This is a genomic window from Bradyrhizobium algeriense (assembly GCF_003062295.1).
GTDB classification, from domain to species: domain Bacteria; phylum Pseudomonadota; class Alphaproteobacteria; order Rhizobiales; family Xanthobacteraceae; genus Bradyrhizobium; species Bradyrhizobium algeriense.
This window is the reverse complement of record NZ_PYCN01000027.1, coordinates 30371-56861: the sequence shown is the minus strand read 5'-3', so window position 1 is coordinate 56861 and position 26491 is coordinate 30371. Positions and strand designations below refer to the sequence as shown.

Annotated in this window: 23 protein-coding genes; 13 read left to right on the top strand and 10 right to left on the bottom strand. The window is 63.1% G+C overall.

The features are described 5' to 3' along the window. Positions 1-8 precede the first annotated feature (8 nt). The 8 genes from C7G61_RS33375 to C7G61_RS33340 all read left to right on the top strand — a co-directional run bounded on the left by C7G61_RS33375 (position 9) and on the right by C7G61_RS33340 (position 8102). Positions 9-1412, top strand: coding sequence for a hypothetical protein (locus tag C7G61_RS33375; protein WP_108521913.1), 1404 nt, complete (start codon positions 9-11; stop codon positions 1410-1412). Next, positions 1409-2560: a Gfo/Idh/MocA family protein gene (locus C7G61_RS33370; protein WP_108521910.1), complete on the top strand. Its 1152-nt coding sequence runs from the start codon at positions 1409-1411 to the stop codon at positions 2558-2560. Before C7G61_RS33375 ends, C7G61_RS33370 begins: the two co-directional genes overlap by 4 nt. A 12-nt stretch (positions 2561-2572) precedes the next feature. Beyond that, positions 2573-3766: a dihydrodipicolinate synthase family protein gene (locus C7G61_RS33365; RefSeq protein ID WP_108521908.1), complete on the top strand. Its 1194-nt coding sequence runs from the start codon at positions 2573-2575 to the stop codon at positions 3764-3766. Continuing rightward, the gene (locus tag C7G61_RS33360) at positions 3766-4629 is read left to right on the top strand and encodes a sugar phosphate isomerase/epimerase family protein (protein ID WP_108521906.1); all 864 of its coding nucleotides are present in this window, start codon (positions 3766-3768) and stop codon (positions 4627-4629) included. The genes C7G61_RS33365 and C7G61_RS33360 overlap by 1 nt, the downstream gene beginning before the upstream one ends. 235 nt (positions 4630-4864) lie before the next feature. Then, the gene (locus C7G61_RS33355) at positions 4865-5155 is read left to right on the top strand and encodes a hypothetical protein (protein ID WP_145963734.1); all 291 of its coding nucleotides are present in this window, start codon (positions 4865-4867) and stop codon (positions 5153-5155) included. Between the two features lie 198 nt (positions 5156-5353). Further along, positions 5354-5734, top strand: coding sequence for a hypothetical protein (locus tag C7G61_RS33350; protein WP_108521902.1), 381 nt, complete (start codon positions 5354-5356; stop codon positions 5732-5734). Between the two features lie 114 nt (positions 5735-5848). Then, positions 5849-7213: an MBOAT family O-acyltransferase gene (locus C7G61_RS33345; RefSeq protein WP_108521899.1), complete on the top strand. Its 1365-nt coding sequence runs from the start codon at positions 5849-5851 to the stop codon at positions 7211-7213. A gap of 13 nt (positions 7214-7226) precedes the next feature. Beyond that, a complete protein-coding gene (locus C7G61_RS33340) occupies positions 7227-8102 on the top strand; it encodes a hypothetical protein (RefSeq protein WP_145963733.1) in 876 nt (291 codons plus the stop codon). A 52-nt stretch (positions 8103-8154) separates the two neighbouring features. Here C7G61_RS33340 and C7G61_RS33335 read toward each other — a convergent pair whose 3' ends face one another. Both C7G61_RS33335 and C7G61_RS33330 read right to left on the bottom strand, forming a co-directional pair. After that, the gene (locus tag C7G61_RS33335; protein WP_108521978.1) at positions 8155-8529 is read right to left on the bottom strand and encodes a c-type cytochrome; all 375 of its coding nucleotides are present in this window, start codon (positions 8527-8529) and stop codon (positions 8155-8157) included. Between the two features lie 132 nt (positions 8530-8661). Beyond that, positions 8662-9960, bottom strand: coding sequence for a Spy/CpxP family protein refolding chaperone (locus C7G61_RS33330; protein ID WP_244608578.1), 1299 nt, complete (start codon positions 9958-9960; stop codon positions 8662-8664). Between the two features lie 128 nt (positions 9961-10088). Between C7G61_RS33330 and C7G61_RS46295 the strand changes: the two genes are divergently transcribed. Then, positions 10089-10379: a hypothetical protein gene (locus tag C7G61_RS46295; protein ID WP_244608577.1), complete on the top strand. Its 291-nt coding sequence runs from the start codon at positions 10089-10091 to the stop codon at positions 10377-10379. A gap of 273 nt (positions 10380-10652) precedes the next feature. Here the strand turns inward: C7G61_RS46295 and C7G61_RS33325 are convergent, their stop codons facing one another. Next, positions 10653-11873, bottom strand: coding sequence for a cytochrome P450 (locus C7G61_RS33325; RefSeq protein WP_108521892.1), 1221 nt, complete (start codon positions 11871-11873; stop codon positions 10653-10655). A gap of 304 nt (positions 11874-12177) precedes the next feature. On the opposite strand from C7G61_RS33325, the gene C7G61_RS33320 reads away from it, so the two are divergent. From C7G61_RS33320 to cnbZ, 4 genes are all read left to right on the top strand, one after another. Next, the gene (locus tag C7G61_RS33320) at positions 12178-12879 is read left to right on the top strand and encodes a TetR/AcrR family transcriptional regulator (protein WP_108521890.1); all 702 of its coding nucleotides are present in this window, start codon (positions 12178-12180) and stop codon (positions 12877-12879) included. A gap of 1 nt (position 12880) precedes the next feature. After that, positions 12881-14074: an efflux RND transporter periplasmic adaptor subunit gene (locus tag C7G61_RS33315; RefSeq protein ID WP_108521887.1), complete on the top strand. Its 1194-nt coding sequence runs from the start codon at positions 12881-12883 to the stop codon at positions 14072-14074. A gap of 106 nt (positions 14075-14180) precedes the next feature. After that, complete coding sequence (locus C7G61_RS33310; protein ID WP_108521885.1) at positions 14181-17276, top strand: MexW/MexI family multidrug efflux RND transporter permease subunit; 3096 nt, start codon at positions 14181-14183, stop codon at positions 17274-17276. Positions 17277-17409: 133 nt separating this feature from the next. Next, positions 17410-18153, top strand: coding sequence for a 2-amino-5-chloromuconate deaminase CnbZ (gene cnbZ, locus C7G61_RS33305; protein WP_108521882.1), 744 nt, complete (start codon positions 17410-17412; stop codon positions 18151-18153). A 114-nt stretch (positions 18154-18267) separates the two neighbouring features. Here the strand turns inward: cnbZ and C7G61_RS33300 are convergent, their stop codons facing one another. The 7 genes from C7G61_RS33300 to C7G61_RS33270 all read right to left on the bottom strand — a co-directional run bounded on the left by C7G61_RS33300 (position 18268) and on the right by C7G61_RS33270 (position 26402). Next, on the bottom strand, positions 18268-19155 hold the full coding sequence (locus C7G61_RS33300) for an ABC transporter permease (protein ID WP_108521880.1): 888 nt from the start codon (positions 19153-19155) through the stop codon (positions 18268-18270). Between the two features lie 3 nt (positions 19156-19158). Further along, positions 19159-20100, bottom strand: a complete 942-nt coding sequence (locus C7G61_RS33295) for an ABC transporter permease (RefSeq protein ID WP_108521878.1) — start codon at positions 20098-20100, stop codon at positions 19159-19161. A gap of 145 nt (positions 20101-20245) precedes the next feature. Further along, complete coding sequence (locus C7G61_RS33290) at positions 20246-21757, bottom strand: ABC transporter substrate-binding protein (protein ID WP_244608582.1); 1512 nt, start codon at positions 21755-21757, stop codon at positions 20246-20248. A 20-nt stretch (positions 21758-21777) separates the two neighbouring features. Continuing rightward, complete coding sequence (locus tag C7G61_RS33285; RefSeq protein ID WP_108521874.1) at positions 21778-22887, bottom strand: ABC transporter ATP-binding protein; 1110 nt, start codon at positions 22885-22887, stop codon at positions 21778-21780. Then, positions 22884-23873, bottom strand: coding sequence for an ABC transporter ATP-binding protein (locus tag C7G61_RS33280; protein ID WP_108521872.1), 990 nt, complete (start codon positions 23871-23873; stop codon positions 22884-22886). The genes C7G61_RS33285 and C7G61_RS33280 overlap by 4 nt, the downstream gene beginning before the upstream one ends. Further along, the gene (locus tag C7G61_RS33275; RefSeq protein ID WP_108521870.1) at positions 23870-24580 is read right to left on the bottom strand and encodes a DUF1028 domain-containing protein; all 711 of its coding nucleotides are present in this window, start codon (positions 24578-24580) and stop codon (positions 23870-23872) included. The genes C7G61_RS33280 and C7G61_RS33275 overlap by 4 nt, the downstream gene beginning before the upstream one ends. Positions 24581-24596: 16 nt before the next feature. Next, a complete protein-coding gene (locus tag C7G61_RS33270; RefSeq protein WP_108521868.1) occupies positions 24597-26402 on the bottom strand; it encodes a gamma-glutamyltransferase family protein in 1806 nt (601 codons plus the stop codon). Positions 26403-26491: the final 89 nt, after the last annotated feature.

Genomic DNA, 26491 nt, shown 5'->3' with positions numbered 1-26491 from the left:
CTGGCTTGATGTCGTATCGCTTGGCCGTACGCGATATATCGTTCTTTGAACGCCCGGTCACTTTCGCCCGGCCGTTCCGGTTCGGCGCGGTCGTCATCAACGCGACGCCGCAGGCTTTTGTGCGCGTCGAGATCGACGTCGAAGACAGGGGCAGGGCGCTGGGGGCCAGCGCCGAGTTTCTGGTGCCGAAGTGGTTCGACAAGCGGCCTCATCTTGCGCCGGAGGAAACGGTCGCGGAGTTACGCCGCTCGCTGCTGATCGCGCGCGAGCTCTATCTGGCGCATTCCGGCTTCGAGAACGCATTCGGCCTGCACGCAGCCTGCATCGGCGCGCAGGTCGAGGCTTGCGCTGCGGAGGACATCCCGCCATTGGCTGCGGCTTACGGACCGGCCGAAATCGATAAGGCGATCCTGGATGCGTTGCTGCGCTGTGCGGGGGTAAACTTCTTCGATGGCATGGCTGCCAATGTCGCCGGCATCGATGCGCGCCTGTCGCGCGATCTTGGTGACAATGACGTGTCGCAGTTTCTCGCAGGCCGCAGGCGGCTGGAGCGCGTGGCGATCCGGCACACGGTCGGCATGGATGACAAGGTCGAAGGCGAGGGCGGTGTCGCCGACCTCAGAGAAAACGCCGGGGCGCGCTATTTCAAGCTCAAGCTCAACGGCGATCCCCCGCATGACGCGGACCGCCTGAGCCGCATCGGCAGGGAACTTGCCACACTGCCCTATGATTACTGCGTTACACTCGACGCCAACGAACAATATGCGGATCTGGCTGCCCTGGGCGCATTGGTCGATCGGCTCGAGCGCGACGCCGCGCTGCGGCCGATCGCGCAGAAGCTGCTCTATATCGAGCAGCCGATGCCGCGCGACTTCACCCGCCAATCGCCGCTCGGCGCACTGGCGCAGCGTGATTTCATTGTCGACGAGGCCGACGATTCCTATGACGCGTTCCCGGTGGCCCGGGCACTCGGCTATCGCGGCATTTCGTCGAAATCCTGCAAGGGCATCTATAAGTCGGTGATCAACGCCACGCGCGCGGCAAAGTGGAGCGCAGCCGGCGAGAAATGCTTCATTGCCGGTGAGGATCTGACCTGCCAGGTGGGCCTTGCGGTGCAGCAGGATCTCGCGCTCGGCGCGCTGATCGGCGTCACCCATGCCGAGCGTAACGGTCACCATTATGTCGACGGCTTTGGCGATACGCCGGCCGCCGAGGCGGAAGCGTTTCTTGCAAGCCATCCCGATCTCTACGCTCGCGACGGCGGCAAGGTCCGGCTCGCGATCCATGACGGCGATCTCCTGACGGGATCGCTGACCACACCGGGCTTCGCCACGGCCACGCATCCGGACTGGTCCGCGATGTCGCCGCTCGCGCAGCCCACAGCCAGAATTCCCTTGGAGAAAGCAGTATGACGACCAAACGCCTCGGCCTGATCATGAACGGCGTGACCGGCCGGATGGGGCTCAACCAGCATTTGATCCGCTCCATCATTGCGATCCGCGACCAGGGCGGCGTGGTCCTCGCGAACGGCGATCGCATGCTGCCCGACCCGATCCTGATCGGCCGCGACGCGGACAAGGTGGAGCGGCTCGCCAAGCGCTTCAACGTCGAGCGCTGGTCGACCGATCTCGACAAGGCGCTGGCCGACAAGAGCGATACGATCTTCTTCGATGCCGCCACGACGCAGGCGCGCCCCTCGCTGCTGACCAAGGCGATCAATGCCGGCAAGCACGTCTATTGCGAGAAGCCGATCGCGACCAATCTCGATGAGGCGGTGGCGGTGCTGCGGCTCGCCAACGCCAGGGGCGTCAAGCACGGCACGGTGCAGGACAAGCTGTTTTTGCCGGGCCTGAAGAAGCTCGCTTTCCTGCGCGATTCCGGCTTCTTCGGCCGCATGCTCTCGGTGCGCGGCGAGTTCGGCTATTGGGTGTTCGAGGGCGGCTGGCAGGAGGCGCAGCGGCCGTCATGGAATTATCGCAGTGAGGACGGCGGCGGCATCATCCTCGACATGGTCTGCCACTGGCGCTACGTGCTCGACAATCTCTTTGGCGAAGTCGAGAGCATCTCCTGTCTCGGCACTACTGATATCCCGGAGCGTTTCGACGAGAAGGGCAAGAAATACACGGCGACCGCCGATGACTCCGCCTACGCCACCTTCCGCCTCAAGGGCGGCGTGATCGCGCATATCAACATGAGCTGGGTGACGCGAGTCTACCGCGACGACCTCGTGACCTTCCAGGTCGACGGCACGCACGGCTCGGCGGTAGCGGGCTTGACCGATTGCGTGATCCAGCCCCGCCAGGTGACGCCGCGCCCGGTCTGGAATCCGGACGAAAAGCGCACCCATGATTTCTATGCCGACTGGCAGAAAGTTCCCGAAAACGTCGTCTACGACAATGGCTTCAAGGAGCAGTGGGAGATGTTCATCCGCCACGTCTGCGAGGACGCGCCCTATAAATACACGCTGCTGGAAGGCGCCAAGGGCGTGCAACTCGCCGAATGCGCGTTGCAGAGCTGGCGCGAGCGGCGCTGGATCGACGTCGCCCCGATCAAGGTGTGAGGAGGCCCAACCATGAACAAGCCCGTCCTGCCGATGTCGTCGCTGTCACTGAAGCTGCCGACGGCGGATCGCTCGATCGAAACCTATCGCCTGGCGGCGTCGCGGACGTTTCCGGCGAAGCTTGAAGGCACGCTCAATCGCGTGGCGTTCTCGGCCGCGCATGTGGTGGCTGATCCATTCGCCGATAACGATCCGTGGCTGACATCCGCAATCGACTGGGACCGGACCATTGCGTTTCGCGAGCACGTCTGGGATCTCGGCCTCGGCGTTGCCGAGGCGATGGATACCGCGCAGCGCGGCATGGGGCTGGACTGGCCGACCTCGCTGGAGCTGATCCAGCGCTCGGTGAAGGCGGCGAAGGCCAAGGGCAATGCGCTCGTGTTTTCCGGCGCCGGGACCGATCACCTCGCGGTGGAGGATGCCAAGTCCATCGATGACGTGATTCGCGCTTACGAGGAGCAGATCGCGGCGGTCGAGAAGGCCGGCGGCCGGATCGTCCTGATGGCCTCGCGCGCGCTGGCAAAGCTCGGTCGCAGCGCGGACGACTACGCCAAGGTCTATAACCGCGTGCTCGGCCAGGTTCGCGAACCCGTGATCATCCACTGGCTCGGCGACATGTTCGACCCGGCGTTATCAGGCTATTGGGGCACGGCCGATCTGGACAAGGCGATGGACACGGCGGTTGCCATCATCAACGCCAACGCCGCCAAGGTCGACGGCGTAAAAGTCTCGCTGCTCGACAAGCAGCGCGAGATCGACATGCGCCGGCGGCTCGACAAGAACGTCAGGATGTATACCGGCGACGACTTCAACTACGCCGAACTGATCGCGGGCGACGACAAGGGCTTTTCGCACGCGCTGCTCGGCATCTTCGACGCCATCGCGCCGGCGGCGTCCTACGCGCTGTCGCGGTTGGCTGCCGGCGACGCGGCCGGCTTCCATGACGTGCTGGGGCCGACGGTGCCGTTGTCGCGCCACATCTTCCAGGCGCCGACGCGGTTCTACAAGACCGGCATCGTGTTCATGGCCTGGCTCAACGGCCATCAGGATCATTTCACCATGGTCGGCGGACAGGAGAGCACGCGCTCGACGCTGCATCTGGCCGAACTGTTTCGGTTGGCCGACAAGGCCGGACTGCTCTCCAACCCTGAAATGGCGACACGGCGCATGAAGACGGTGCTGGCAACCCGCGGCATCGAGCCCTGATGCGCGATTTTTCTGCCGATCATCGCTGGCTGTCGCTGAACACGGCGACGGTCCGCAAGCAGGGCGATCTCACAGCCATCGTCGAGGCCTGCGCGCGCCATGGCATCCGGGCCATCGATCCCTGGCGTGACCAGGTCGGGGCTGTCGGCCTCGACCGCGCGGTGCGCGCGGTACGCGACGCCGGGCTCGAGCTGTCGGGCTATTGCCGCGGCGGCATGTTCACGGCGGATGCGGCGCACCGCGTCGAGGCGCGCGACGACAATCGCCGCGCCGTCGACGAAGCCAGAGCGTTGGGCGCGCCTTGCATCGTGCTGGTCGTCGGCGGGCTGCCGCAATATTCGCGCCCGGGAAGCGTTGCCTCGAAAGACATCGTGGCCGCGCGGACGCAGGTCCATGACGCCATTGCGGAGATGCTGGAATACGCCAAGCAGGCCAGCATGCCGCTCGCAATCGAGCCGCTGCATCCGGCCTATGCAGCGGACCGTGCCTGCGTGAATACGACGAAGCAGGCGCTGGATATCTGCGACCAGCTCGATCCGCAGCGCACCGGCGCGCTCGGCGTTGCGCTCGACGTCTATCACATCTGGTGGGATCCGGAATTGATGCCGCAGATCGCGCGCGCGGGAAAGGATCGCCTGCTCGCGTTTCACGTCTGCGACTGGCTGGTGCCGACCAAGGACATCCTCAACGACCGCGGCATGATGGGTGACGGCGTCATCGACATCACATCTGTGCGATCGGCGGTCGAGGCGCAGGGCTTTGCCGGCTATTCCGAGATCGAAATCTTCTCCAACGACTGGTGGGGAAGGCCGATGGACGAGGTTTTGCGGACCTGCATCGAACGACATCGCACGGTCGTTTAGCGAGGGTCGATCGAATCGGCCTGCTCGCTGTCTCAACGGCGGACGGTGTTGTCTCGTATGTGAACTGCCACGCGTTCTCTTTTCTGATAGCGTAGCGCCAGGAGACAGCGCACGGTTCCAGATTTAACCTTTTGCGCGGCTATTTAGATTAACAAAGGGTTACCGTTGCGCCCCCGCGAACTCCGGCGCTAGCTACGCCGCACGGAGAACGTCTCCGCGAGCGATGAGCGACAACATGAAAATCCTTTACGCAATTGCGACCCTCACCCTGCTGTCGACATCGGCGCAGGCCTGGCAGGTCGTGGAACGCTGCACCTACAGCAAGTTCTATGGCCAGATGTGCACAACGTCCTACCTGGACGACCCGCCGCGCAACGCGGCGCAGGATCAGGAAGACGAAAAGGCCAGGCGCGCCAGCATCGAAAAGTGGGAAGCGTTCTGCAAGCCGAAGCGCACCTATGACGATGAAGGCGTCGTCCGCCTGGTTTACGCCCGCAAGGGCTGCGAGTTCGGCCGCAGCGAATAGCGCGCTTTCGCTCCTCGCGAACAGCGATGCGCATTTCCGGGCCTGCCGGCTCGATGAATTCCGGCGCCTTGTCGCGGCGGAAAGACCGCTAAATCTTTATCGACCAAATTGCGGCCCGGTTAGTCACGCCGCTTTACGCCGCCTCAATGCTTGTCGGGCATTCCTGACGTTCGGCATTCAGTTCAAGAGGCAGGGTCCATGCGCGTCTTCATCGCAATCTCGATCGTCGTTGCTTCGGTATCGTCCGCGTCCGCACAATTCGCGATGGATCACGGCCATGCCGCGGACGCCGCCCAGGCCGCTCGCGCGGCGCGGGCTGCAGCGGATGCCAAGGCCGCGGCCATCGCCTCCGGCGCGCCGCTGCTTCCGAGCCAGCAAACCAATTTCTACGTCGGCAGCAGCGGCACCGTGAAGATCGCGCCCCGGACCGGGGAAGAACTGAAAGCCGATGAAGCCGCCCAGGCCGTCTGGAAGGAACGCTGCCGGCCGACCGTGGTCGAAGACCGCGAGGGCTTGCGCCGCGTGAGATATGCCGAACGGGATTGCGATCTCTCCCGCTTCAACACCGCCGGGAACTAGAACTCCCGCGCATTAGGGCAGAATCGTGCGACGTGCTGCGAACCGGCAGTCCGGTTTCGGCTAGGCCCTCCCAGGTCGAAATGCTAGAGCTTCTCCAACAACCGTTGGGGAAGCATGACTTTCACTTCCTGGCAGTTCGGCGTCTTCGTCGCGATCGCCTTTGCGGCCTATTACCTGCCGGCCCTGCGAGCGTTTCAAGTCCAGCTGCTGGTCTTCGCCAGCCTGTTCTTTTATGGGTATGGCCAGCCGGAACTGCTGGCGCTGCTGGCGGTGGCGGTTTTCGGAACCTACCTCTTCCTGATCCTGGCGTTGCGAAACCGGCGAGCCTGGCTTCCGGTCGGCATCGCCTTCAACCTCGCGCTGCTCGCATTCTTCAAATACAAACTGCTGTTCATCGATCCGGCGTCCCCCAGCCTGGTGGACTTCGCGCCGCTTGATTTCCTGCTGAAACTGCCGCTGCCGATCGGCATTTCATTTTTTGTCTTTCACAACATCAGCCTGCTGGTCGATCTGACCCGGCAGAAGGCCGCGCCGCCGACGCTGACCGGCGTCTTTCTCTACATCATCTTCTTTCCGCAGCTCGTGTCGGGTCCGATCACGCGCGCGGAAATGTTCATGCCGCAGATCAAGCCGAAATATTTCGCGGACATTCCCTTCGTCGAAGCCGCGAAATGGATCCTGACCGGGTTTTTCTTCAAGCTCTATGTGGCGAACAACCTCAATGAAATGACGTCTTATATGAGCTTCCCGCTCTACGAGACGCTGCAGACCCGGGATCGCTGGTTGCTCGTTTTCCTCTACAGCTATCAGATCTACGCGGACTTCTTCGGCTATTCCGCGATTGCGATCGGGCTTGCTCTCCTGTTCGGTTATCGCCTGCCGATCAACTTCAATCTTCCCTACATTTCGACCTCGTTCTCCGAGTTCTGGACGCGCTGGCACATCTCGCTATCGAACTGGCTGCGGACCTATCTTTACGTTCCGCTCGGCGGCAACCGCCATGGCGTATGGCGGACCTATTTGAACCTGATGATCGTGATGGGATTAGGTGGCCTCTGGCATGGCGCCGGCCTCAGCTATCTGATGTGGGGATTGATGCACGGCCTGCTGCTGGTGCTCGAACGCCCGTTGTTGGCGCGGCTGGCTTCGATCGACTTTGCGGTGTTTCGGGCGGCCCGGATGACCGTGGTCTTTGTCTGCGTCACCATGCTCTGGATCTTCTTCAAGCTGCCGAACTTCGATCATGCGGTCGGCTACCTCGCGGGCATGTTTACGCCGAGCACGAATCCCAACCCGATCAAGCTGTTCTATAGCCTGGCGCTGCTCTATTCGCTGCCGGTCATGATTCAGCATCTTGGTTCCCGTCCGCTGTTCGAGGGAAGACTTCGCTGGGCGGAGCCATATCTCTATGGTTCCATGGCTGCGCTGATGTATCTGGAGGCCGGCCCCGAAACGTCGTTCATCTACTTTCAGTTCTAGGGAGAAGGAAAACGTGTCTGCCGTTCGGTGGTTAGTAAAATGCGGTGCTGCCGCGGCGATTGTCTTGATCGCGTGCGGCTTCGCCACCGTGCGCTTCGGCAGCGGGCTGCAGATGCCGGCGACGACGACGCGGGACGGCACGCTGATCACCCTAAGCCGCTACCTGCGCGAGCCGGTGCCTGACATCGTGTTGGTGGGCAGCTCGATCACGTTCCGCCTCAAGGAGGAATATTTCGCAACGCGCGGCTTGCGGAATCTGGCGCTTGCGGGAGGCTCTCCGGTCACCGGGCTGGAAATCGTTGCGAACCAGCCGCAGCTCCCGCGGTTCATTCTGGTCGAGGCGAATGTTCTCGCTCGCTCCACCGATACCGCTCTGGTCGAACGGTACTCACGCGGCGACACTGAGCCGTTTTTCTTTCGCCCCGTCAGGGCCGCGGTGGCGGCGTACGAGCAGCGGCTCCACGCCCCTCTTACGCACGAGCAGGTCGTGCCCGACTTGCGCCGATTGGTTGGGCAGCCGCCGAGCAATTTCGACAACCGGATCTATGTGGATCGTGCGCTGCAGCAGCTCAATGCGGAGGATCCGACGGATGCCGCTCGGTTCAACGTGAAACGAATTGAGGAATTGGTCCAGGTAATGGAACAACGCGGCGCGCGGGTATTCCTGTTCGAGCTAGCTTTTGCTGAGCCGATTGAAGGATCGCGATATGCGGCGACCACGCGGGAAATAATTCACGCCGCCTTTCCGGACTCGAATAGATGGTTGCCGATTGAAGTGAATAGAAGCGAGCTGCGCTGGGCGGACGGCGTTCATCTCGACGAACGCTCTGCGGTAATTGTGGCGCAGGCGATGGAACGCGCTCTGGCATTGGCGCGCACGGTGAAGTGACGGAGCAAACCTAGTCGCCCTGTCTTCACCGAAAAAGCCGGAGGCTGCGGCGTTATCGCGGTTGAGCAAGGAAGGCGATGATCTTTTTTCTATCGTCGCTGGATGAGAGGCCCCCATACGGCTTCATGCTGTTGCCGGGTACGACCTCATCGGGGTTTGCGATGAAGCGATCAAGCTTGTCCTCGTCCCAGACGAAGCCCGCCTCCTTCATCGCGCTGGAAAACCCATAGTCCGGCAGCGATCCTGCTTTCCGTCCGACAATCTTGTGCAGGTTGGGGCCCAGCCGATTGTCGCCCTCCCTTACCATGTGGCACGTTCGACAGGCATTGTTGAACGCTTGTTGCCCTGAGACGCCCTCCGTGCCTTGCGACGCCTGAGGCAGGGCAGAAGGCTGCGAAAGCAGGTACGTCAGTCCGCTCAGTGCCATGATCAGGAACGCCCGGTCGCGGTGCCGCACAGATGCGTCACGCCGGCTGGACGGTGGCCGGGCGAGAAGTGTGGTCAAGTGCCATTGCCTCATTCGATCACCTCTTCAAGAGGATCGGGGTCAAGGTTGCGGTCAGGGGCTTGCGGTCTGCTGCAACGTATTGAAGCGCGCCTTCTGCTCGTTGCCCAGCGTGGCATAAAACTCGTCCAATGCTGGCAGCACCAGCGCGGCTGCCTGCAGCATGGCGTCGAGCCGTTTCTCCATGGCTTCCAGCCGTCCGAGCGGAGTGAGCGGTACGTCGTCCGGGCAGGCGGCCTGCAATTTTTCAACCGCATTCTTCGTCGCCGTGCTTAGGCGGTCGAGCGCTTCCTTTTGCTTGCCTGCGGGATGTATCACGGCCTCGATCCGCTCGATCGGTAGCTGCGTGAGGCTGGATTTCGGCTCGCCGCAGCGTTCGGCTTCCGCGTTCGCTTCCTGCTGTGGTTGCGAACGATCGCCGACGTTCGGGCCGAGCGCGTTGAAGCGCGCTTTTTGTTCGTCGTTCAGCGAATTATAGAACTGCTCGAGTGCCGGCCGCACGATCCTTACCGCCTCGAGCGTTGCGCTGACGCGGTTTGTCATCGCCCGCAAGCGACCGGGCGGCGTCATCGCATAGGAATCGGCGCAGGATTCCTTGAACACGTCGGCAGCCTTTGCCGCAGCGGCCTTCAATTCGTCGAGCAGAGCGCGCTGCTCGGGCGTCGGCTGGACCGCGCGCGTGATCTCCGCGATCGGCCAGGCGGTCACGCCCTTATCCGGATCTCCGCACAATTGCCGGAGAGTCTGTGGGCTCACGCTTGCGCGTCCGCGCGCTCGAAAATCGGTGATCGCCGCGCCAGGCTCCGGATATCGGGCGTAGGCGGAATACGGGCTGTCCGTACCCCAGAACACCGTGTCGACGAAGTCGTCGTAAGCGTAGGCCCAATAGCCGGGGTCGTAGGCGTAGGGCCAGAAGGTGTAACTGAAGATATCGGAATAGGCGTAGGGCCAGAATACCGGGCCGAGCCAGGCCACAAACGCGGCGCGGTGCCCGTGCCGCCAGGCATGGCGGGGAGCCCAGCCGTTCTCGCGGGCCATGAGCGCGGTTCGGGCTTGCAAGGCATCATTGCTGCGGAACTGCGCGACAAACCGTCCGCGGGCTGCAGCCTGCGCGGCGGCAGTAGCGGCGGCGGATCGTTCAGCCGAAGGCGGTGGTGCCAGCCGCTGCAGGCGCGCCTGATCGGTCTGCTGCATGCGCTGTTCGCGCTGGAGCAGCCGGTTCTGCGTCTGCAGCAACCGTTCCTGCGAGCGTTGCGCCCGAAGGCCTTCCGGCTTTTGAGACTGCAATTGCTGCACGCGCTGCTGCAGGCGATCGATGCGGGTCTGCCGTTCAGTGCTTTGGCGCGACAGCATATCACGCTGCCGCTCCTGCACAATTTGCTGTCGCTGCTGGACGCGCTGCTCACGCTGCAGGGCGCGCGTTTCGATCTGCTCTCTTCGCGACGGCCCCGCGCCCGCGGCGGGCGATGTGCGCGGGCCAGATGGTGTGGCGATGCGCGATTCCGGACGCCCCGTCATGGCCGGTCGCTGCGGCGGTGCGGCACGATGGATTTCGGGTCGTGGCGCTGCAACGCGCGGTGCGGCTGGTCGCGGCGGCGCGGCGATCCGCGGGGCTACGTGCGGAGCCATGGCTGGACGCTGCGGCACGGGAGCCGCACGGAACGCCGGGGCGGCGGGTCGCGCCATGGCCGGAGGCGCTGCAGGACGAGCCATCGCGGGCGGTGCCGCTGGGCGGGCCATCGCCGGCGGTGGTCCCGCTGGACGGGCCATAGCAGGTGGTGCTGCCGGTGCTGCCGGACGGGCTGCTGGCGCAGCCACGCCACCTGGGCCATGACCTCTTCCTTGTTGGGCGAACGAGCCGGTGCTCACCGCAATCGCGGAGACACCAAGAAAAAATGCTGCAGCGCGAGCGCATGGCGAAAGCATGATCTCAACTCCCTCATGCTTCGTCGCCCGGAAATGCCAACGCGCAAGCGCAGAAATCGTTCTCTTTTGTTTTGATTTGCATTGCGGTGTTGCGACGCAGGTGCAGTTCGTCTGCGGCGCTAGCCGACCGTACAAGGCACGCTGAGAAAGCCGCGAAAGCGCACCCGGCCGCCACGGACCGGTTCGCCGGCGAGTGCATAATCCGGAAAGCGCGCGAGGAAGCGCGAGATCGCGATGGCGCCCTCGAGCCGCGCCAGCGCCATTCCGGCGCATTGATGCGCGCCGGTGCCGAAGGCCAGATGCCGGTTCGGCGAACGGCCAATGTCGAAACGTTCGGGATCGGCGAATTGCGCGGGATCGCGGTTGGCGGCGCCGATGCACAGCGTCACCGGCGTGCCCGGCGGCATCGCGATGCCGCCGAGTTCAAACGGCTCGACCGTCATGCGGTTGCCAAGCTGGTTGGAGCTTTCGAACCGCAGCATTTCCTCGACCGCGGTCTTGATCAGCGAAGGGTTCTCGATCAGCCGCCGTTTCTCGCCGGCGTGGTTCGACAATGCCACCAGCCCGTTGCCGATCAGATTGGTGGTGGTCTCATGGCCGGCATTGAGCAGGAAGATGCAATTGTGCAGCAGCTCCTTTTCGGTCAGCCGCTCGCCATTGTCTTCGCCCTGGATGAGCCGGGTCAGCACGTCGCGGTCGGGATTGCCGGGCTTGGCCCGCCGCCGGGCCACCAGCCCTTCGAGGTACGACAGGAAGTCTCCCACCGCCTTGTTGCCGCGGGCGAACGCGTCCGGGCCGATCACCGGCTCCAGCGCGCCGAGGATGGCCAGGGACCAGTCGCGCAAGGGCTCGCGCTCGTCTTGCGGGACGTCGAGCAGATTGCCGATAACTTCGATCGGGATCGCGGCGGCGAAATCGTCGATCAGGTCCACCTTGCCCTTGGCGGCAATGGCGTCGAGGAGACGGTCGACCAGCCGGATCAGATCGGGCTCCATGCCGGCGATCGCGCGCGGCGAGAGCGCACCCATGATCAGGCGGCGGACGCGGGTATGGGCGGGGGGATCGTTGAAGACGAGGCTCGTGGTGTGGTGCTCGTAGAGCAGGGAGGCACCGTATTTCGGCGAGAACTCCTTCTTCTTGTCCGATGAGAAAGCTTTGGTGTTCTTGTAGGCCGCAACCAGGTCGTCGTAGCGGGTCAGGAAATACGAGCCGTTCGGTAGCCGCTTGACCGGATCGGTCTCACGCAGCGCGCGATAGGTCGGGTAGGGGTTGGCATAGAACTCCGGCGTCAGCTTTTCGAGGTCGAAGGTGGCCGCCAGTTCGCGCGCATCCGAATTCATGGCCCGCCATACTCCCCGGGAAGATTAAGTAAGCGACCGACAAATTAGTCGCATTTGCAACTATCTTAAATGCCGTACCCGAGGCGTCAAGCCGGTGCGCAGCTTCCAGCCGCGCACCATCAGCGGCGCGTTCGGGTTGCGGCCGATCCGGGATGAACCGGCAAGGTGAGCGCCGGATTCTTGGAAAGGCGTGCTCAAACAAGAGGATGAAGCTGTGTCTTTGACGCCACCCCGCGACAGAATCCGCTTGGTGCGCTGCAATAGATCCTTGACTTCGTCAAGGTGAGTGATTACTCACGCCCGCATGTCTAGCCTGCGCATGACCAGTGACTTGCGGCGCCAATTGATCTTGAGCGCCGCCAAGCGATGCTTTGCCCGTAACGGCTTTGCCGGCACCACGACCAAGAGCGTGGCGGCGGCCGCTGCCATTTCGGAAGGGCTGTTGTTCAAGCACTTCCCGTCCAAGGCTGCGCTGTACGCCGAGATCCTCGCCGAGGAGTGCGAGGCCGATCCGGACTTCGCGCATCTGCTCGACCAGGAGCCTTCAACTGCCACACTGGTCGAACTGGTCAAGGGCATGGTCGGCCATTTCATGGAAGTATCCGACGGTTCGGACCAGGAGGAAGCGCAGCGGCTGCGGCTGATGACGACGAGCCATCTCGACGATGGCGAGTTCGCGCGTCTGCTCTACGACAAGATCGGCGGCCTGATCGGGCCGGTATTTAGAGCATCGATCGAAAGCGCTGTAGCGGCTGGCGACGCGTCGCGGATCGGCAGCGATCCGCTCAACCTGTTCTGGTTCGCCCACCACACCGTGCTGATGGCGGCGCTCTCGCGGCTTCCCGCCGTGCCTTGTCTTTCCTACGGCAACGCCGCGGATCTGGAGCGGCAGCTGTGTCAATTCATCCTGCGCGGCATCGGACTTACCGAGGCCGCAATTGCTTCTCATCTGGACGGCGAGCTGTCACCGAATTCGGGACAATCGGTAACTGCAGAAAGTGCATGACATGAATATCGTGACTGAACCCAAAATTTCGGGCAAGCCGATTACCGACAAGCCGCACAAGCGGCCGGTCCGGCTGGTGCGCTGGTTCATCGTTGTGGGGACGCTGCTGGCCCTGCTGGTCGGGGGCCTGGTCTGGTTCAACTATTTCCGCGGCAAGATGATCGCGCAGTTCTTCGCGAACAACAAGCCGCCGCCGGTGAGCGTCAACGTTGCCACGGCGAAGTCCGAGACCATTCCGAATCTCCTGACCGCGGTCGGCGATCTCGCCGCCGTGCATCAGGTCAACGTGACTTCCGATGTCAACGGCCGCATCACCGACATTCAGTTCACGGCAGGCGCCAGCGTGAAGGCGGGCACGCCGCTGGTTCAGCTGTTCGACGGTCCGGAGCAGGGCGACCTTGCCAACTTCAAGGCCCAGCAGCGCGTGGCGCAGATATCGCTGGATCGCGCCAAGCAATTGGCCGAGCGGCAGGTCGGACCGCAGGCGACGGTGGATACGGCGCAGGCTGCGTTCGATCAGGCCAGCGCCGGCATCGCCAAGACGGAAGCCATTATCTCGCAGAAGCTGGTGCGGGCGCCGTTCGATGGCGAACTCGGCGTTCGCAAGGTCGAGGTTGGACAATATCTGACCGCCGGCACGCAGATCGTCTCGCTGACCGATCTGTCGGCGCTGTATGCGAACTTCACCGTGACGGAAAAGGATTCCGGCCAGCTCAAGGTCGGCCAGATCGTTCGTATCGCGGTCGACGCCTATCCGGGCCGCACCTTCGAGGGCAAGATCACCACCATCGAGCCGCAGATCGCCATCGAGACGCGCAACATCCGCGTGCAGGCGACGATCCAGAACCCGGAGAAGATCCTCAAGCCCGGCATGTTCGTGACCACCACCGTGGTGCTGCCCAACAAGCCGCCGGTTATCACCGTGCCCGAAACCGCGGTCGACTACACGCTCTATGGCGATTCGGTCTACCTCCTCAGCGAGAAAAAGGAAGAGGACGGCAAGACCAGCCTCATCGTCACGCGTACCTTCGTGCAGACCGGCAACCGCATCGAGGGACGTGCTGAAATCCTGAAAGGATTGAAGGACGGCGACCGTGTCGTAGCCCTCGGCCAGCTCAAGCTGCAATCGGGATCGGCCGTGACGGTCTCGAACGAGCCGGTGCCGCCGATACCGGCGAAGCCGCCACGCTACTAACTGACGATCGCGCGGCCCGCGGGCCGCGCTGATGACAAGGCGGGCAACGGTCCTTGAGATGAGGCCGTGCCCGGAAAAATGCTGAACTCAGCGGGATAATTTTGCGATGGCCTTAACCGATATTTTCATCAAGCGTCCGGTCCTGTCGGTCGTCGTCAGCCTGCTGATCCTGCTGATTGGTCTGCGGGCCGCCAGCGTATTGCCGATCCGGCAATATCCGAAACTGTCGAACACGGTGGTCAATGTCACCACCGTCTATCCCGGCGCGTCGGCCAACCTGATTCAGGGTTTCATCACCACGCCGATCGAGCAGGCGGTCGCCTCCGCCGAGGGCGTCGACTACATCACCTCCTCGTCCGTGCAGGGCACCAGCACGATCCAGGTCTACGTCAAGCTGAACTTCGATCCGAACCAGGCGCTCACCGAAGTTCTCGCCAAGGTGAACTCGGTCAGATACCTGATCCCGAAGGAATCGAACGACCCGATCGTGACCAAGACGACCGGCCAGACCACGGCCGTGATGTATCTCGGATTCTCCAGCGACGAGCTCTCGGGGTCTGCGATCTCGGACTACCTCACGCGCGTCGTCCAGCCCGTATTGTCGACGGTCGACGGCGTGGCGTCGGCAGACATTCTCGGCGGGCAAACGTTTGCGATGCGGCTGTGGCTCGATCCAGTGCGGATGGCAGGCCGCGGCGTATCGCCAAGCGACGTCTCGGCGGCGATCGCCGCCAACAACTTCCAGGCCGCGGCAGGTCAGTCCAAGGGCTATTTCATTGTCTCGAACATTCAGACCAACACCGACCTGCGGAACCTCGAGCAGTTCAAGAAGATGATCGTCAAGTCCAAGGACGGCGGCTTCGTGCGGATCGAGGATATTGCAACCGTCGAACTTGCCGCCCAAAGCTCGGATGCGAGCGTCGCGTTCAGCGGCGAGCGCGCGATCTTCATCGGCGTGCAGGCGACGCCGCAAGGCAACCCGCTGACGCTGGTCAAGGGCGTGCGCGCGCTGTTTCCGGAGCTCGAACGCAACCTGCCGCCATCGATGAAGATGAAGGTGGCTTACGATTCCACCAAGTTCATTCAGTCATCGATCGACGAGGTGAAGAACACGCTGATCGAGGCCGTGTTGATCGTCGTAGTCGTGATCTTCCTGTTCCTGGCCTCGTTCCGCTCCGTCATCATCCCCGTGGTCACGATTCCGCTGTCGCTGATCGGCGTCTGCAGCCTGATGCTGATGATGGGTTTCACTTTCAACCTGCTGACGTTGCTGGCGATGGTGCTGGCGATCGGACTCGTGGTCGACGACGCCATCGTGGTGGTGGAGAACATCCATCGCCATCTGGAGGAAGGAAAAACGCCGGTGCAGGCGTCACTGCAGGGCGCGCGCGAAATCGTCGGCCCCGTGATCTCGATGACGATTACACTCGCTGCCGTGTACGCGCCGATCGGCTTCCTCGGCGGCCTGACTGGTTCGCTGTTCCGCGAATTCGCCTTCACGCTGGCGGGCTCGGTGATCGTATCGGGCGTGATCGCGCTGACGCTGTCGCCGATGATGTGCTCGGTCTTATTGAAGAGTGCCGACGAGGGGCGGTTCGCCAGGCTCGTGAACCGCGTGTTCGGCGCGATGACGCGCTGGTACGGCCGTCAGCTCGACCGCTCGCTCGACTATCGTCCGATCACCGGCGTGTTCGCGCTGACGATCCTCGGCCTGGTGGGATTCCTCTATATGAACACGGCCAAGGAGCTCGCTCCCGAAGAGGATCAGGGCATCGTGTTCTCGGTGACCAAGGCGCCGAAATACGCCAACATCGATTATGTCGACTTCTACGGCGAGAAGCTCGACAAGGCGTTCGCCAAATTCCCCGAAACCGACCTGCGCTTCGTCCTGAACGGCATCAACGGGCCGCAGGGCGGCATTGCCGGCATGCTGTTGAAGCCGTGGGACGAGCGCGAGCGTTCCTCGATCAAGCTGAAGCCGCTGGTGCAGGCGGAGATCGCCAAGATTGAAGGCGTCCAGGCGTTTGCGTTCAACCTGCCGCCGCTTCCGGGCGGGCCGGGCGGTTTGCCGGTGCAGATGGTGATCAACTCGACCTCCGGCTTCCAGACCGTCTACGAGCAGATGGCCAAGCTGAAGGACGCTGCACGCAAGAGCGGCTTGTTCATCGTGTCCGACTCTGACCTCGATTTCAATCAGCCGGTGGTGCGCGTCTCCGTCGACCGTTCCAAGGCCAGCGATCTCGGCATCAACATGGCGCAGGTCGGTGCCACGCTGCAGACGCTGCTGGGCGGCAATTACGTCAACCGCTTCAATCTCGAAGGACGGTCCTATCAGGTGATTCCGCAGGTGCCGCGCGGCATGCGGCTGTCGCCGGAATCGCTCGGCGGTTACTATGTCCCGACCAGCACCGGGCAGTTGGTTCCGCTGTCGACCATCGTGTCGATCGAGACCGCCACCGATCCGAACTCGCTGACGCATTACAACCAGCTCAATTCCGCGACCTTCCAGGCGGTGCCGATGCCGGGCGTGACCGTCGGGCAGGCGGTAGACTTCCTGGAGGGCGAGGCGAAAAAGTTGCCCGCCGGTTTCGGCCACGATTATCTGGCCGATTCCCGCCAATATGTGCAGGAAGGCAATCAGCTAGCGATCACCTTCGGCTTCGCGCTGATCATCATCTTCCTGGTGCTGGCGGCCCAGTTCGAGAGCTTGTGGGATCCGCTGGTGATCATGATCAGCGTTCCCATGGCGATCGTCGGTGCGCTGATCCCGCTGTTCTTCGGCATGGCCACCATCAACATCTATACCCAGGTCGGGTTGTTGACGCTGGTCGGCCTCATCACCAAGCACGGCATCCTGATGGTCGAGTTCGCTAACGAATTGCAACTCAAGGAAGGCCTCGACAAGCGTTCGGCGATCGAGATGGCGGCCCGCATCCGGCTGCGTCCGATCCTGATGACGACGGCGGCGATGGTCACCGGTTTGATTCCGCTATTGACCGCGACCGGGGCAGGTGCGGCGAGCCGCTTCTCGATCGGTCTCGTCGTGGTCTCCGGCATGTCGATCGGTACGCTGTTCACGCTGTTCGTGCTTCCGGCGGTTTATGTCTGGCTCGCTACCGACCACCAGGCCAGAGCCGACTCGGAGCGGACCAAGGAGATTGCCGATTTCGATCTCGGGAAGACGGCGCTCAAGCCGACCTGAGCTCTCAAGCCCGCGAATAATCGCGAGCGGCGGCAGCGGAAATCGCTGCCGCCGCTTTTTTGTACCGGCAGTCATGCGACCGGCGACGCCGCGGGATCATGCATGCTAGGAAGAAAGAAACAGGGGAGCCAACATGACGAGCGACTTTGCAGCCGGCAACTACCGCTTCATTCCGGCCGTGTTTCAGTATTCCGGCGGGGTAGCGGCCAATCCCGGCTATGAAATCGAACGGGTACGGTTCGACAAATGGGTGCCGCTGGCCGAGGGCTTTGCGCAGATCGCAAAATACATTCAGGCGGCGGGAAGGCCGCTGACGTCGTTCTGTGCGTGCGAGCTGCGTTCACCGGCCGCCTTCACCGACGAAGGATTCCGCAATTTCAACCTGCACTACGTCAAGACGCTGGCGGAGTGGGGCGTCTATGACGGCAAAACCAATCCGGTAGCGCGCAGCAATGTCTGTCCGGAGATCGATCCGCCGGCCGAGCCGTCGTTTTATGCTTTTTCATTCACGCGGCCGAACCAAAGCGCGACGCCGAGCTTCGTCATCGCAGGCAGTGGCGAGTCGCAGGAAGGCAACGCGAGCTATGCGGAGCGCACGGTGCGCTACCGTGACATCAGCCCCGAGGGCATTGCGGAGAAGGTCCGTTATGTCGCCAGCGTGATGGAGCGGCGCATGGGCGAATTCGGGTTCGGCTGGAAGGATGCGACGGCGACGCAGACCTACACCATCCACGATTTCCACCATGTCTTTGCCGATGCGCTCGTTCGCCGTGGCGCCGCGCGTTCGGGGCTGACCTGGCATTTTGCCCGGCCGCCGGTGATCGATCTTGAGTATGAGATGGATTGTCGGAGAGTGATGCGGGAAGTGGTGGTTTAGCGGCGGTTAGGTGAATTGCTTGTCATTGCGAGGAGCGAAGCGACGAAGCAATCCACCTTCCTTGCGGTGCCATGGATTGCTTCGCTGCACTCGCAATGACGGCTCTGCCGGCGCCTACCTTTCCCTTGGATCCAGCGCGTCGCGCAGGCCGTCGCCGACCAGGTTGAACGAGAGCACCACGAGGAAGATCGCCAGTCCCGGCCAGACCGCCATCCAGGGCGCGTTGGTGAGAAAGCGCTGCGCGGCGTTCAGCATGCTGCCCCAGGACGGGGCCGGGGGCTGCTGGCCGAGGCCGAGGAAGGACAGCGCGGCCTCCGCAATGATGGCCGCAGCGATCGACAGTGTCGCCTGCACCAATAGCGCCGGCATGATGTTGGGAAGGATATGAAACAGCGCGATGCGCCACCGCGGATTACCCATGGCGCGCGCGGCCTCGACATAGTCCTCGACCTTGACGCTCATCACCTGGCCGCGCGTGAGCCGCACGAAGATCGGCGTCGCCGAGATGCCGATCGCGATCATGGCATTGCCGAGGCTCGGCCCCAGAAACGCGGCCAGTGCAATCGCGAGGATCAGGAACGGGCAGGCCAACATCGCGTCCGTGATGCGGCTGATCAGGGCGTCGATGAAGCCGCCGCGATAGCCCGACAACAGGCCGAGCGGCACGCCGATCGAAAGCGCGATCCCGACCGAGATCGCGCCCGCGAGCAGCGAAGCCCGCGCGCCATAGACCACGCGGGCGAGAATGTCGCGCCCGAGTTCATCAGTGCCGAACCAGTGCAGGGCAGACGGCGGCTTGCGAACCAGCGACCAACTGGTTGCGATCGGATCATAAGGCACGACCAGCGGCGCCAGCAAAGCGAGCAGGGCGAAGGTCGCAATCACGGCGAGACCTACCACCGCGCCCTTGCGCTTGAACAGCCGGCGCAGCGCGCGTCGCGCCGGGCTCTCCTGTTCGTCGGAAGCGGTCAGCTTGATCGCGCCGATTGTCGCGTCGGTCATGGCCTAAGCCCTCAACCGTGGATTGACGAGGATGTAGGCGATATCGGCGATAAGATTGAGCGTGATGTAAATTGTTGCCGTCGTCAGCACGACGCCCTGCACGACCGCGTAGTCGCGATTGAAGACGGCATCGACGATCAGCTTGCCGAAGCCTGGAATCGAAAAAATCTGCTCGGTCAGCACCGCGCCGGACAGCAGCGTGCCCAGTTCGAGCGCGCCCAGCGTAATGACCGGCGTCAGCGCGTTGCGCATGGCGTGCTTGAGAATGACGGAGCGCTCGGAAAGCCCCTTGGCGCGGGCGGTGCGGACGTAGTCGCTTTCGAGCACCTGCAGCATGGCACTGCGGGTATGTCGCATCAGGATCGCGGCAATCGCATTGCCCAGCACGAAGGCCGGCATGATGGTGGAGGCGAGGCTGGCGCGCCAGTTCTCGGTCAGCGGCACGTAGCCCGACGCCGGCAGCCAGCCGAGTTCAACCGAGAACAGGAAGATCAGCATGATGCCGAGCCAGAAGTTCGGCGTCGAGATGCCCCACAGCGCGAACAGGTTGGCGCCATAGTCCCACCCCGTGCCTTTCTTTACCGCGGAGACGATGCCTGCGGGAATGCCGATCAGGAAGGCGATCACGATCGCCATCGACGCGACTTGCATCGTCACAGGCAGTTTCTGCGCGATCAACTGCAGCACGGGCACCTTGATGCGCAGGGACTCACCGAGATCGCCCGACAATACGCCTTTGACCCAATAGGCATATTGGATCGGGATCGGTTGATCGAGTCTGTATTGCTCGCGAATTTGCTGGATGACGGCGGGATCGCGCTCCTCGCCGGCCATCACCAGGGCGGGATCCCCGGGCAGCAGATGCTGAAGCGAGAAGATCAGGACCGACACGAAGAACAATGTCGGGATCAGCTGCAGGATGCGCTGGCCGAGGAAGTTCAGCATGGTTTCATCCGTGTCCCGGGCGCAGCGCAGCGGTGCATCGTTGCGCCGCAGAACCGGGACCCATGTCCCACGGTGGGTCCCGGCCTGGCATTGCATCGCTTATGCGCGGCAATGCATCCGGGACACGAGAGGGAGAGCGCGGCCCTCACTTCAGTTTCAGTCCAACCACTCGCACGAGCCCGTCCGGCATCTGCCTGTAGCCCTCGAGCTTGGTGGTATGCGCGATCAGGAGCTTGGGATGATAAAGATAGAGCAACGGCTCGTCGTTCAGAACGACCTTGGTCAGTTTCTCGTAAATCGCCATGCGCTGTGCCTGGTCGGTCACGAGACGGGCGTCTTCGAGCGCTTTATCGGCTTCCGGGTTGGAATAGCCGCCGTCGTTCTGCGGCGCCTTACTATGCAAAAATACATAGGCGTTGCCGTCCGGGTCGATTCGTCCGCTCCACGGGATGAGGAAGGCTTGAAATTCTCCGGCCTGGGCTTGCTTGAACGAGGTCGCGAACTCGATGGTCCGGATCTTCAGGTCGATGCCCACTTCCGATGCCATCGATTGCAGGACCTGCGCAACGGCCTCGTTCTCTGCGCCCAGTGGTACCATGAGATCGACAGTGACCGGGAGGCTTACACCAGCTTCCTTCAACAAGGCCTTCGCCTTGGTGACGTCGCGAGGTTTGACCGGAAATGCCTTTTGATAATAAGGATGATCGGGGCTGACCCATTGATTGCCGGGGAAGAACTCGCCGTTGAACACGACCTGATTGAGTGCCTCGCGGTCGATCGAGAGATCGAGCGCCTGTCGCACCTTGACGGACTGACTGAGCGCGCCCTTGTTCTTGTCGTTGGCCACATTGATGGTGAGACCCATGTAGCCGATCGCCGGCGCTGTAGACAATTTCAGCTTGCTGTCGGCGCGAACGGCCTTGATGTCGGTCGCCAGGACGCGTTCGATCAAGTCAAGGCCGCCTGATTTCAGGTTGGCGAGCCGCACCGTCGAATCGACGATCGGCAGAAACACCACGCGATCGATGAAGATGTTGTCCTTGTTCCAGTAGTCGGCAAACTTTTCGAACACCATGCGATCCTGCTGCACGCGCTCGACGAATTTATAGGGTCCGGCGCAGACCGGATGCTGTCCAAACTTGTCGCCTTGCTCCTTGGCGGCCTTCGGCGACATCATCATCCCGGCACGGTCGGTGAGCTGTGCGATCAGCGGTGCAAACGGCGATTTCAGCACGAGCTTGATCGTCAGGGGATCGACGACATCGACATGGTCGACGGTCGCCAGTTCCGGTTTCCGGAATGAGGTCGGCAGCGTCAGGTGACGTTCGATCGAAAACTTGGCGGCTTCGGCATTGAAGGGCTCACCATCATGGAATTTGACGCCGGGCCGCAGCTTGATCGTCATTTCCTTGCCGTCGGCGGAAGTCTCGTGTGACAGCGCCAGTTGCGGCACGATATTGAGCTTTTCATCGATATCGAACAGCTTGTCGCAAAATGCCGCGAACACGATGCGGCCGACATAGGTGCGGCTGATTGACGGGTCCAGGACGTCCGGATCCTGGGCAATGCCGATGCGCAGCGTGCTCTGGGCATGCACGACCGCCTCCGACGACACCAGCAACGCGGCTGCGGCAAATGCCAAACGCGAGAATTTAATCACCGACGACGCCATTTCCATTAACTCACTGTTGTTGTGGTCCCGACCATATCAACCCCGCCGGGCCTTGCAGCTTCCGTGCCTTTGCTGAAGGCGGCCACCAATTTTTCCAGGGCGGGAGAAAAGCCGCTGTCCATCGCCATGACCGTCTCCGGTGGCGGCAATTCCGCCGTGCGGTGGCAGGCTGTGGCGTGTCCTGCATCATCCGCGAGCAGTTGCGGCACTTCAATTCGGCACCGGTCGATCGTGTAAGGACAGCGCGTGTGAAAGCGGCAGCCGGCCGGTGGGTCGAGGGCACTCGGCATCTCTCCTTGCAGCACAATTCGGCTGCGCTTTGCCCGCGGTTTGGGCACCGGAATCGCCGACAGAAGGGCCCGGCTGTAGGGGTGCCGGGGAGCTGCGAACAGCGCCTGCGCATCCGCGGTCTCGACGATCACGCCGAGATTCATCACCGCGACCCGGTCGGCGATGTGCTTCACCACGGCAAGGTCATGGCTGACGAAGATGTAGGCGAGGCCGAGCCGGTCCTGCAGGTCGCGCAAGAGATTGAGGATCTGCGAGCGGATCGAGACGTCGAGCGCGGATACCGGCTCGTCGCAGATGATCAGTTTCGGCTCCACCGCCAGCGCGCGTGCAATCGCAATGCGCTGGCGCTGGCCGCCGGAAAACTCGTGCGGATAACGCCGCGCAAAACGCGGCTCCAGCCCGACCAGGCGCAGCAATTCTCCAACCCGTTCGCGGCGGCGCGGGGCCGGCACCAGATCGTGCAGCACCAGCGGCTCGGTCAGGATCTGGCTGACCGTCATGCGCGGATTGAGCGAGGCGTAGGGGTCCTGGAAAATGATCTGCGCGTCGCGGCGGAAGTTGCGCAGTTCATCGGCGTCCAGTGCCAGGAGATCGCTGCCCTCGAAACGGACCCGACCGGCGTCGGGTTCGATCAGCCGCAACACCAGCCGGCTCACCGTAGACTTCCCGCAGCCGGATTCGCCGACCAGCGCCAGCGTCTTGCCGGCCTCGACGGTGAAGCTGACGCCGTCGACTGCTCTGACATGGGCGGTGGGCCGGCCAAACACCGAACGCGCGGCAACGAAATGCTTCACCAGGCCTTCTACTTCGAGCAGGGCGGTCATGACACCAATTGCTCCAGCGGTGCACGGATGCAGCGTGAGGCGTGGCCTATGCCCACGATGGCCAATGGTGGCGGCGCTGCGATGCAGGCTTCAATGACGAACGGACAGCGCGCAGAAAAACGGCACCCGGGCGGCGGGTTCGCCATGTTGGGCACCATGCCTTCGATGGTCGCCAGATGTGCGGCTCGGCGGTCGAGCCGCGGGATCGAGCCGAGCAGGCCGACAGTGTAGGGGTGCTGCGGATTGGCGAAAAGCTCATCGACCGGTGCGCGCTCGACGATCTCGCCGGCATACATCACTGCGACCTCGTCGCAGACCTCGGCGACCACGCCGAGATCGTGGGTGATCAGGATGATTGCAGCGCCGCTGGCGGCCTTCAATTCGCGCATCAGGTCGAGGATTTGCGCTTGCAAGGTGACGTCAAGCGCGGTGGTCGGCTCGTCGGCGATCAAAAGGCGGGGATCGCAGGCCAGCGCCATCGCGATCATCACGCGCTGGCGCATGCCGCCGGAGAGCTTGTGCGGATACTCGTCGATCCGCTTGTCGGGCGAGGGGATGTGGACGCGGCGCAGCAGCTCGATGGCGCGCTCGCGCGCCCGTCCCCGCGAACCACCGCGATGGCGCAGGATCGTCTCGATGATCTGGTCTCCGATGGTGAAGCTCGGATTGAGCGAGGTCATCGGCTCCTGGAAGATCATCGCCAGCCGGTTGCCGCGCAGGTCGCGCAGGGTTTGGTCGGGCACTTCCAGCAGATCGAAGCCGTCGAAGCGGATCGAGCCGGAGACCTCGGCGGAATGTTTCGACAGCAGCCCCATGATGGCGAGCGAGGTTACGCTCTTGCCGCAGCCGGATTCACCGACCAGACCCAGCGTGGCGCCGTTGGCCACGCTGAGATCGACGCTGTCGACCGCGTGCGTGGTGCGGCCGTCGTCGCCGTGGAACACCACGCGCAGGCCCTCGATTTCGATCAGCGGAGCTGCCGTCATGCCTTGCCCTCCAACGCCGCTTCGATGGTGGCGTCTATCACGGCGCGGTCGGTGATCCCGGCAGGATTTCTCCGCGTCGGCATGAATTGACGAAAATGCACCCAGCGCTCGCGGCTGACCTGTTCCAACCGCTCGAGTTCGGCAAGCGGATCGGTATGGTCGTCGACGCGCAGGTCGAGATCGGACCATTCCTCCTCGCCCTGGATCACCAGCGCGGCCGATTGCTTGCCGCGCTTGTCGCCCCCGGCGGCTTCGCCGGCCTTCATGGCCACGATCAGCCGCTGCGCAAAGGGCAGGCTGGCATTGGCGATAAAGGCCTGCGCGGTATCGTCGAGCACGGCGGCGCCAGCCAGCATGTTGCCGGCAAGCGAAAAGCCGTCACCCTGAATATGACCGCACCAGTCGACGCATTCGCTGCCCGTATGCGCGGCGATCCGGCCCATGATATCCACGACATGAAGCTGCCGGGCCTCGCGGCCGTCGTCGGCGGCAATCAGCGTGTCCACCACCTCGCGGGGCTCGCGCCCTTCGCGCAGCAGCTTTACGCCGTCGATGCCGTAATAGGGATTGACCAGCGCCTGCGTGGCGACGCCGCCGATGCCGGGAGCGATATGCGGCACACGCGCGCCCACCGCGAAAAATCTGGTCGCAACGGCAATACCGATTTGGCCGGTGAGCGAATCGCGGGCGATGATCGACCAGGTCATCTTGTCTCTTCTCTAACTATCGTCCGGCCGCGTAGCCCTGCATGCCCCTGGGATTGGCGGCGGCGCGGCGGCGGCGGCCAACTTTTGAGGCTGCAGTCAGGCGGCCTTCCGACCAGTCGGGGCCAATCTCGACGACGTGGCCGCGGCCCTTCAGGGTATCGACGGTCGCCTTCGGCACGCGGTTCTCGACCACCAGCACGCCGGGGCGCGCGGTGCGTGGCCAGAACGAGATCGGGAAATGTTCGGAGTGCCAAGCCGGCGCGTCGATCGCTTCCTGCAGATTCAGTTTGGCGTGCACATGCCGCAGGAAGAACTGCGTGGTCCATTGATCCTGCTGGTCGCCGCCCGGCGATCCCCAGGCCATGTACGGCTCGCCGTCGCGATAGCACATGGTCGGCGAGAGCGTGGTCCGTGGGCGCTTGCCGGGCGCGAGTGCGGCCGGGTGATCTTCCTCCAGCCAGAACATCTGAGCGCGGCTGCCGAGGCAGAAGCCAAGTTCCGGAATGACCGGCGAGGATTGCAGCCAGCCGCCGGACGGGGTCGCCGAAACCATGTTGCCGGCCTGATCGATGATGTCGAAATGCACGGTATCGCCGCGCACCTCGCCGAAGCGGCCGACGGTCGGCTCGCCCGCGCCCATGGCGCCGACCGCCTCGCGATGGCCTTCGGCTCGGCGCAGCTTTACGACCGAGCCGAAACCTTCGACCGAGCCCGGGATGAAATCGAGCGAGGCCTTGTCCCTTGAGATCAGCTTGCGGCGTTCGTCGTTGTAGGCGTCCGACAGCAAGGTCGCGATCGGAATTTCGGTGAATTTCGGGTCGCCATAAAACTTCTCGCGGTCGGCGAACGCGAGTTTCGCGCATTCGATCTGCAGATGGATGAATTCGGGGCCGGCGGGATCGAGCCCGTCGAGCTCAAAGCCCTTCAGCAGCGCCAGCTGCTGCAGCATCACAGGGCCCTGGCTCCAGACGCCGGGCTTGCAGACGGTGTAGCGGCCGTAGTCGTAGGTCAGCGGCGCCTCGACCGTCGGCTGCCAGCGCGCCATGTCGTCGGCCGAAAGCACGCCGCGATGTGGCGAGCCGCTGACATCCATCACTTCCTGGGTGCGGCAGAACTTGTCGATCGCTTCCGCCACGAAGCCGTGCGACCAGGATTTGCGCGCGCGTTCGATCTGCGCGACGCGATCGGAGCCGGCGCTTTCGGCCTCTTTCAGAATGCGGGCGTAGGTTTCCGAGAGTTTTTTGTTGGTGAATAGCGTGCCGGGCCGCGGCACTTCATTATTCGGCAGATAGACCGCGGCCGACGTCGTCCAGTGATTGCGAAACAATTTCTCGACGATCTGGATAGTCGCGGATGCGCGCTCGACCAGCGGATAGCCGTCGCGCGCATAGGCGATCGCAGGCTCCAGCACGTCGCGCAGCCGCATCGTGCCGTAGTCGCGAAGCAGCAGCATCCAGGATTCGAACGTGCCGGGCACGCAGGCGGCGAGAAGCCCGGTGCCGGGCACCATTTCCAGGCCTTCGCTCTTGTAATGCGCGATGGTGGCCTTGGCAGGTGCGGGGCCTTGGCCGCAGATCACCTCGGTACGGCCGCGCTTGGTGTCATGCACAATGATGGGCACGTCGCCGCCCGGACCGTTCAGATGCGGCTCCACCACCTGCAGCGTGAAGGCGGTGGCGACACCGGCGTCGAAGGCGTTGCCGCCTTTTTCCAGGATACCCATGCCGACGGCGGTGGCGATCCAGTGCGTCGAGGTGACCACGCCAAAGGTGCCTTCGATTTCCGGCCTTGTGGTGAACGGATCGGGATTGATGTTGCTCATGGGAGTCCGATGCGGTGCTGGTATCTTGATGCGGGCGCACTTGACCACAGGCAAGGCTGGATGCCAACCGCTGGGATGCCACGCATTGC

What these genes read in the sequence shown, in the direction of transcription:
- C7G61_RS33360 (WP_108521906.1), top strand. Translation starts at nt 3,766, where the DNA reads ATGCGCGATTTTTCTGCCGATCATCGCTGGCTGTCGCTGAACACGGCG.
- C7G61_RS33270 (WP_108521868.1), bottom strand. Translation starts at nt 26,402, where the DNA reads ATGAGCAACATCAATCCCGATCCGTTCACCACAAGGCCGGAAATCGAA.
- cnbZ (WP_108521882.1), top strand. Translation starts at nt 17,410, where the DNA reads ATGACGAGCGACTTTGCAGCCGGCAACTACCGCTTCATTCCGGCCGTG.
- C7G61_RS33365 (WP_108521908.1), top strand. Translation starts at nt 2,573, where the DNA reads ATGAACAAGCCCGTCCTGCCGATGTCGTCGCTGTCACTGAAGCTGCCG.
- C7G61_RS33350 (WP_108521902.1), top strand. Translation starts at nt 5,354, where the DNA reads ATGCGCGTCTTCATCGCAATCTCGATCGTCGTTGCTTCGGTATCGTCC.
- C7G61_RS33325 (WP_108521892.1), bottom strand. Translation starts at nt 11,873, where the DNA reads ATGAATTCGGATGCGCGCGAACTGGCGGCCACCTTCGACCTCGAAAAG.
- C7G61_RS33335 (WP_108521978.1), bottom strand. Translation starts at nt 8,529, where the DNA reads ATGGCACTGAGCGGACTGACGTACCTGCTTTCGCAGCCTTCTGCCCTG.
- C7G61_RS33280 (WP_108521872.1), bottom strand. Translation starts at nt 23,873, where the DNA reads ATGACGGCAGCTCCGCTGATCGAAATCGAGGGCCTGCGCGTGGTGTTC.
- C7G61_RS33275 (WP_108521870.1), bottom strand. Translation starts at nt 24,580, where the DNA reads ATGACCTGGTCGATCATCGCCCGCGATTCGCTCACCGGCCAAATCGGT.
- C7G61_RS33370 (WP_108521910.1), top strand. Translation starts at nt 1,409, where the DNA reads ATGACGACCAAACGCCTCGGCCTGATCATGAACGGCGTGACCGGCCGG.
- C7G61_RS33330 (WP_244608578.1), bottom strand. Translation starts at nt 9,960, where the DNA reads ATGCTGTCGCGCCAAAGCACTGAACGGCAGACCCGCATCGATCGCCTG.
- C7G61_RS33345 (WP_108521899.1), top strand. Translation starts at nt 5,849, where the DNA reads ATGACTTTCACTTCCTGGCAGTTCGGCGTCTTCGTCGCGATCGCCTTT.
- C7G61_RS33300 (WP_108521880.1), bottom strand. Translation starts at nt 19,155, where the DNA reads ATGACCGACGCGACAATCGGCGCGATCAAGCTGACCGCTTCCGACGAA.
- C7G61_RS33355 (WP_145963734.1), top strand. Translation starts at nt 4,865, where the DNA reads ATGAAAATCCTTTACGCAATTGCGACCCTCACCCTGCTGTCGACATCG.
- C7G61_RS33320 (WP_108521890.1), top strand. Translation starts at nt 12,178, where the DNA reads ATGTCTAGCCTGCGCATGACCAGTGACTTGCGGCGCCAATTGATCTTG.
- C7G61_RS33310 (WP_108521885.1), top strand. Translation starts at nt 14,181, where the DNA reads ATGGCCTTAACCGATATTTTCATCAAGCGTCCGGTCCTGTCGGTCGTC.
- C7G61_RS46295 (WP_244608577.1), top strand. Translation starts at nt 10,089, where the DNA reads ATGGTGTGGCGATGCGCGATTCCGGACGCCCCGTCATGGCCGGTCGCT.
- C7G61_RS33315 (WP_108521887.1), top strand. Translation starts at nt 12,881, where the DNA reads ATGAATATCGTGACTGAACCCAAAATTTCGGGCAAGCCGATTACCGAC.
- C7G61_RS33375 (WP_108521913.1), top strand. Translation starts at nt 9, where the DNA reads ATGTCGTATCGCTTGGCCGTACGCGATATATCGTTCTTTGAACGCCCG.
- C7G61_RS33295 (WP_108521878.1), bottom strand. Translation starts at nt 20,100, where the DNA reads ATGCTGAACTTCCTCGGCCAGCGCATCCTGCAGCTGATCCCGACATTG.
- C7G61_RS33285 (WP_108521874.1), bottom strand. Translation starts at nt 22,887, where the DNA reads ATGACCGCCCTGCTCGAAGTAGAAGGCCTGGTGAAGCATTTCGTTGCC.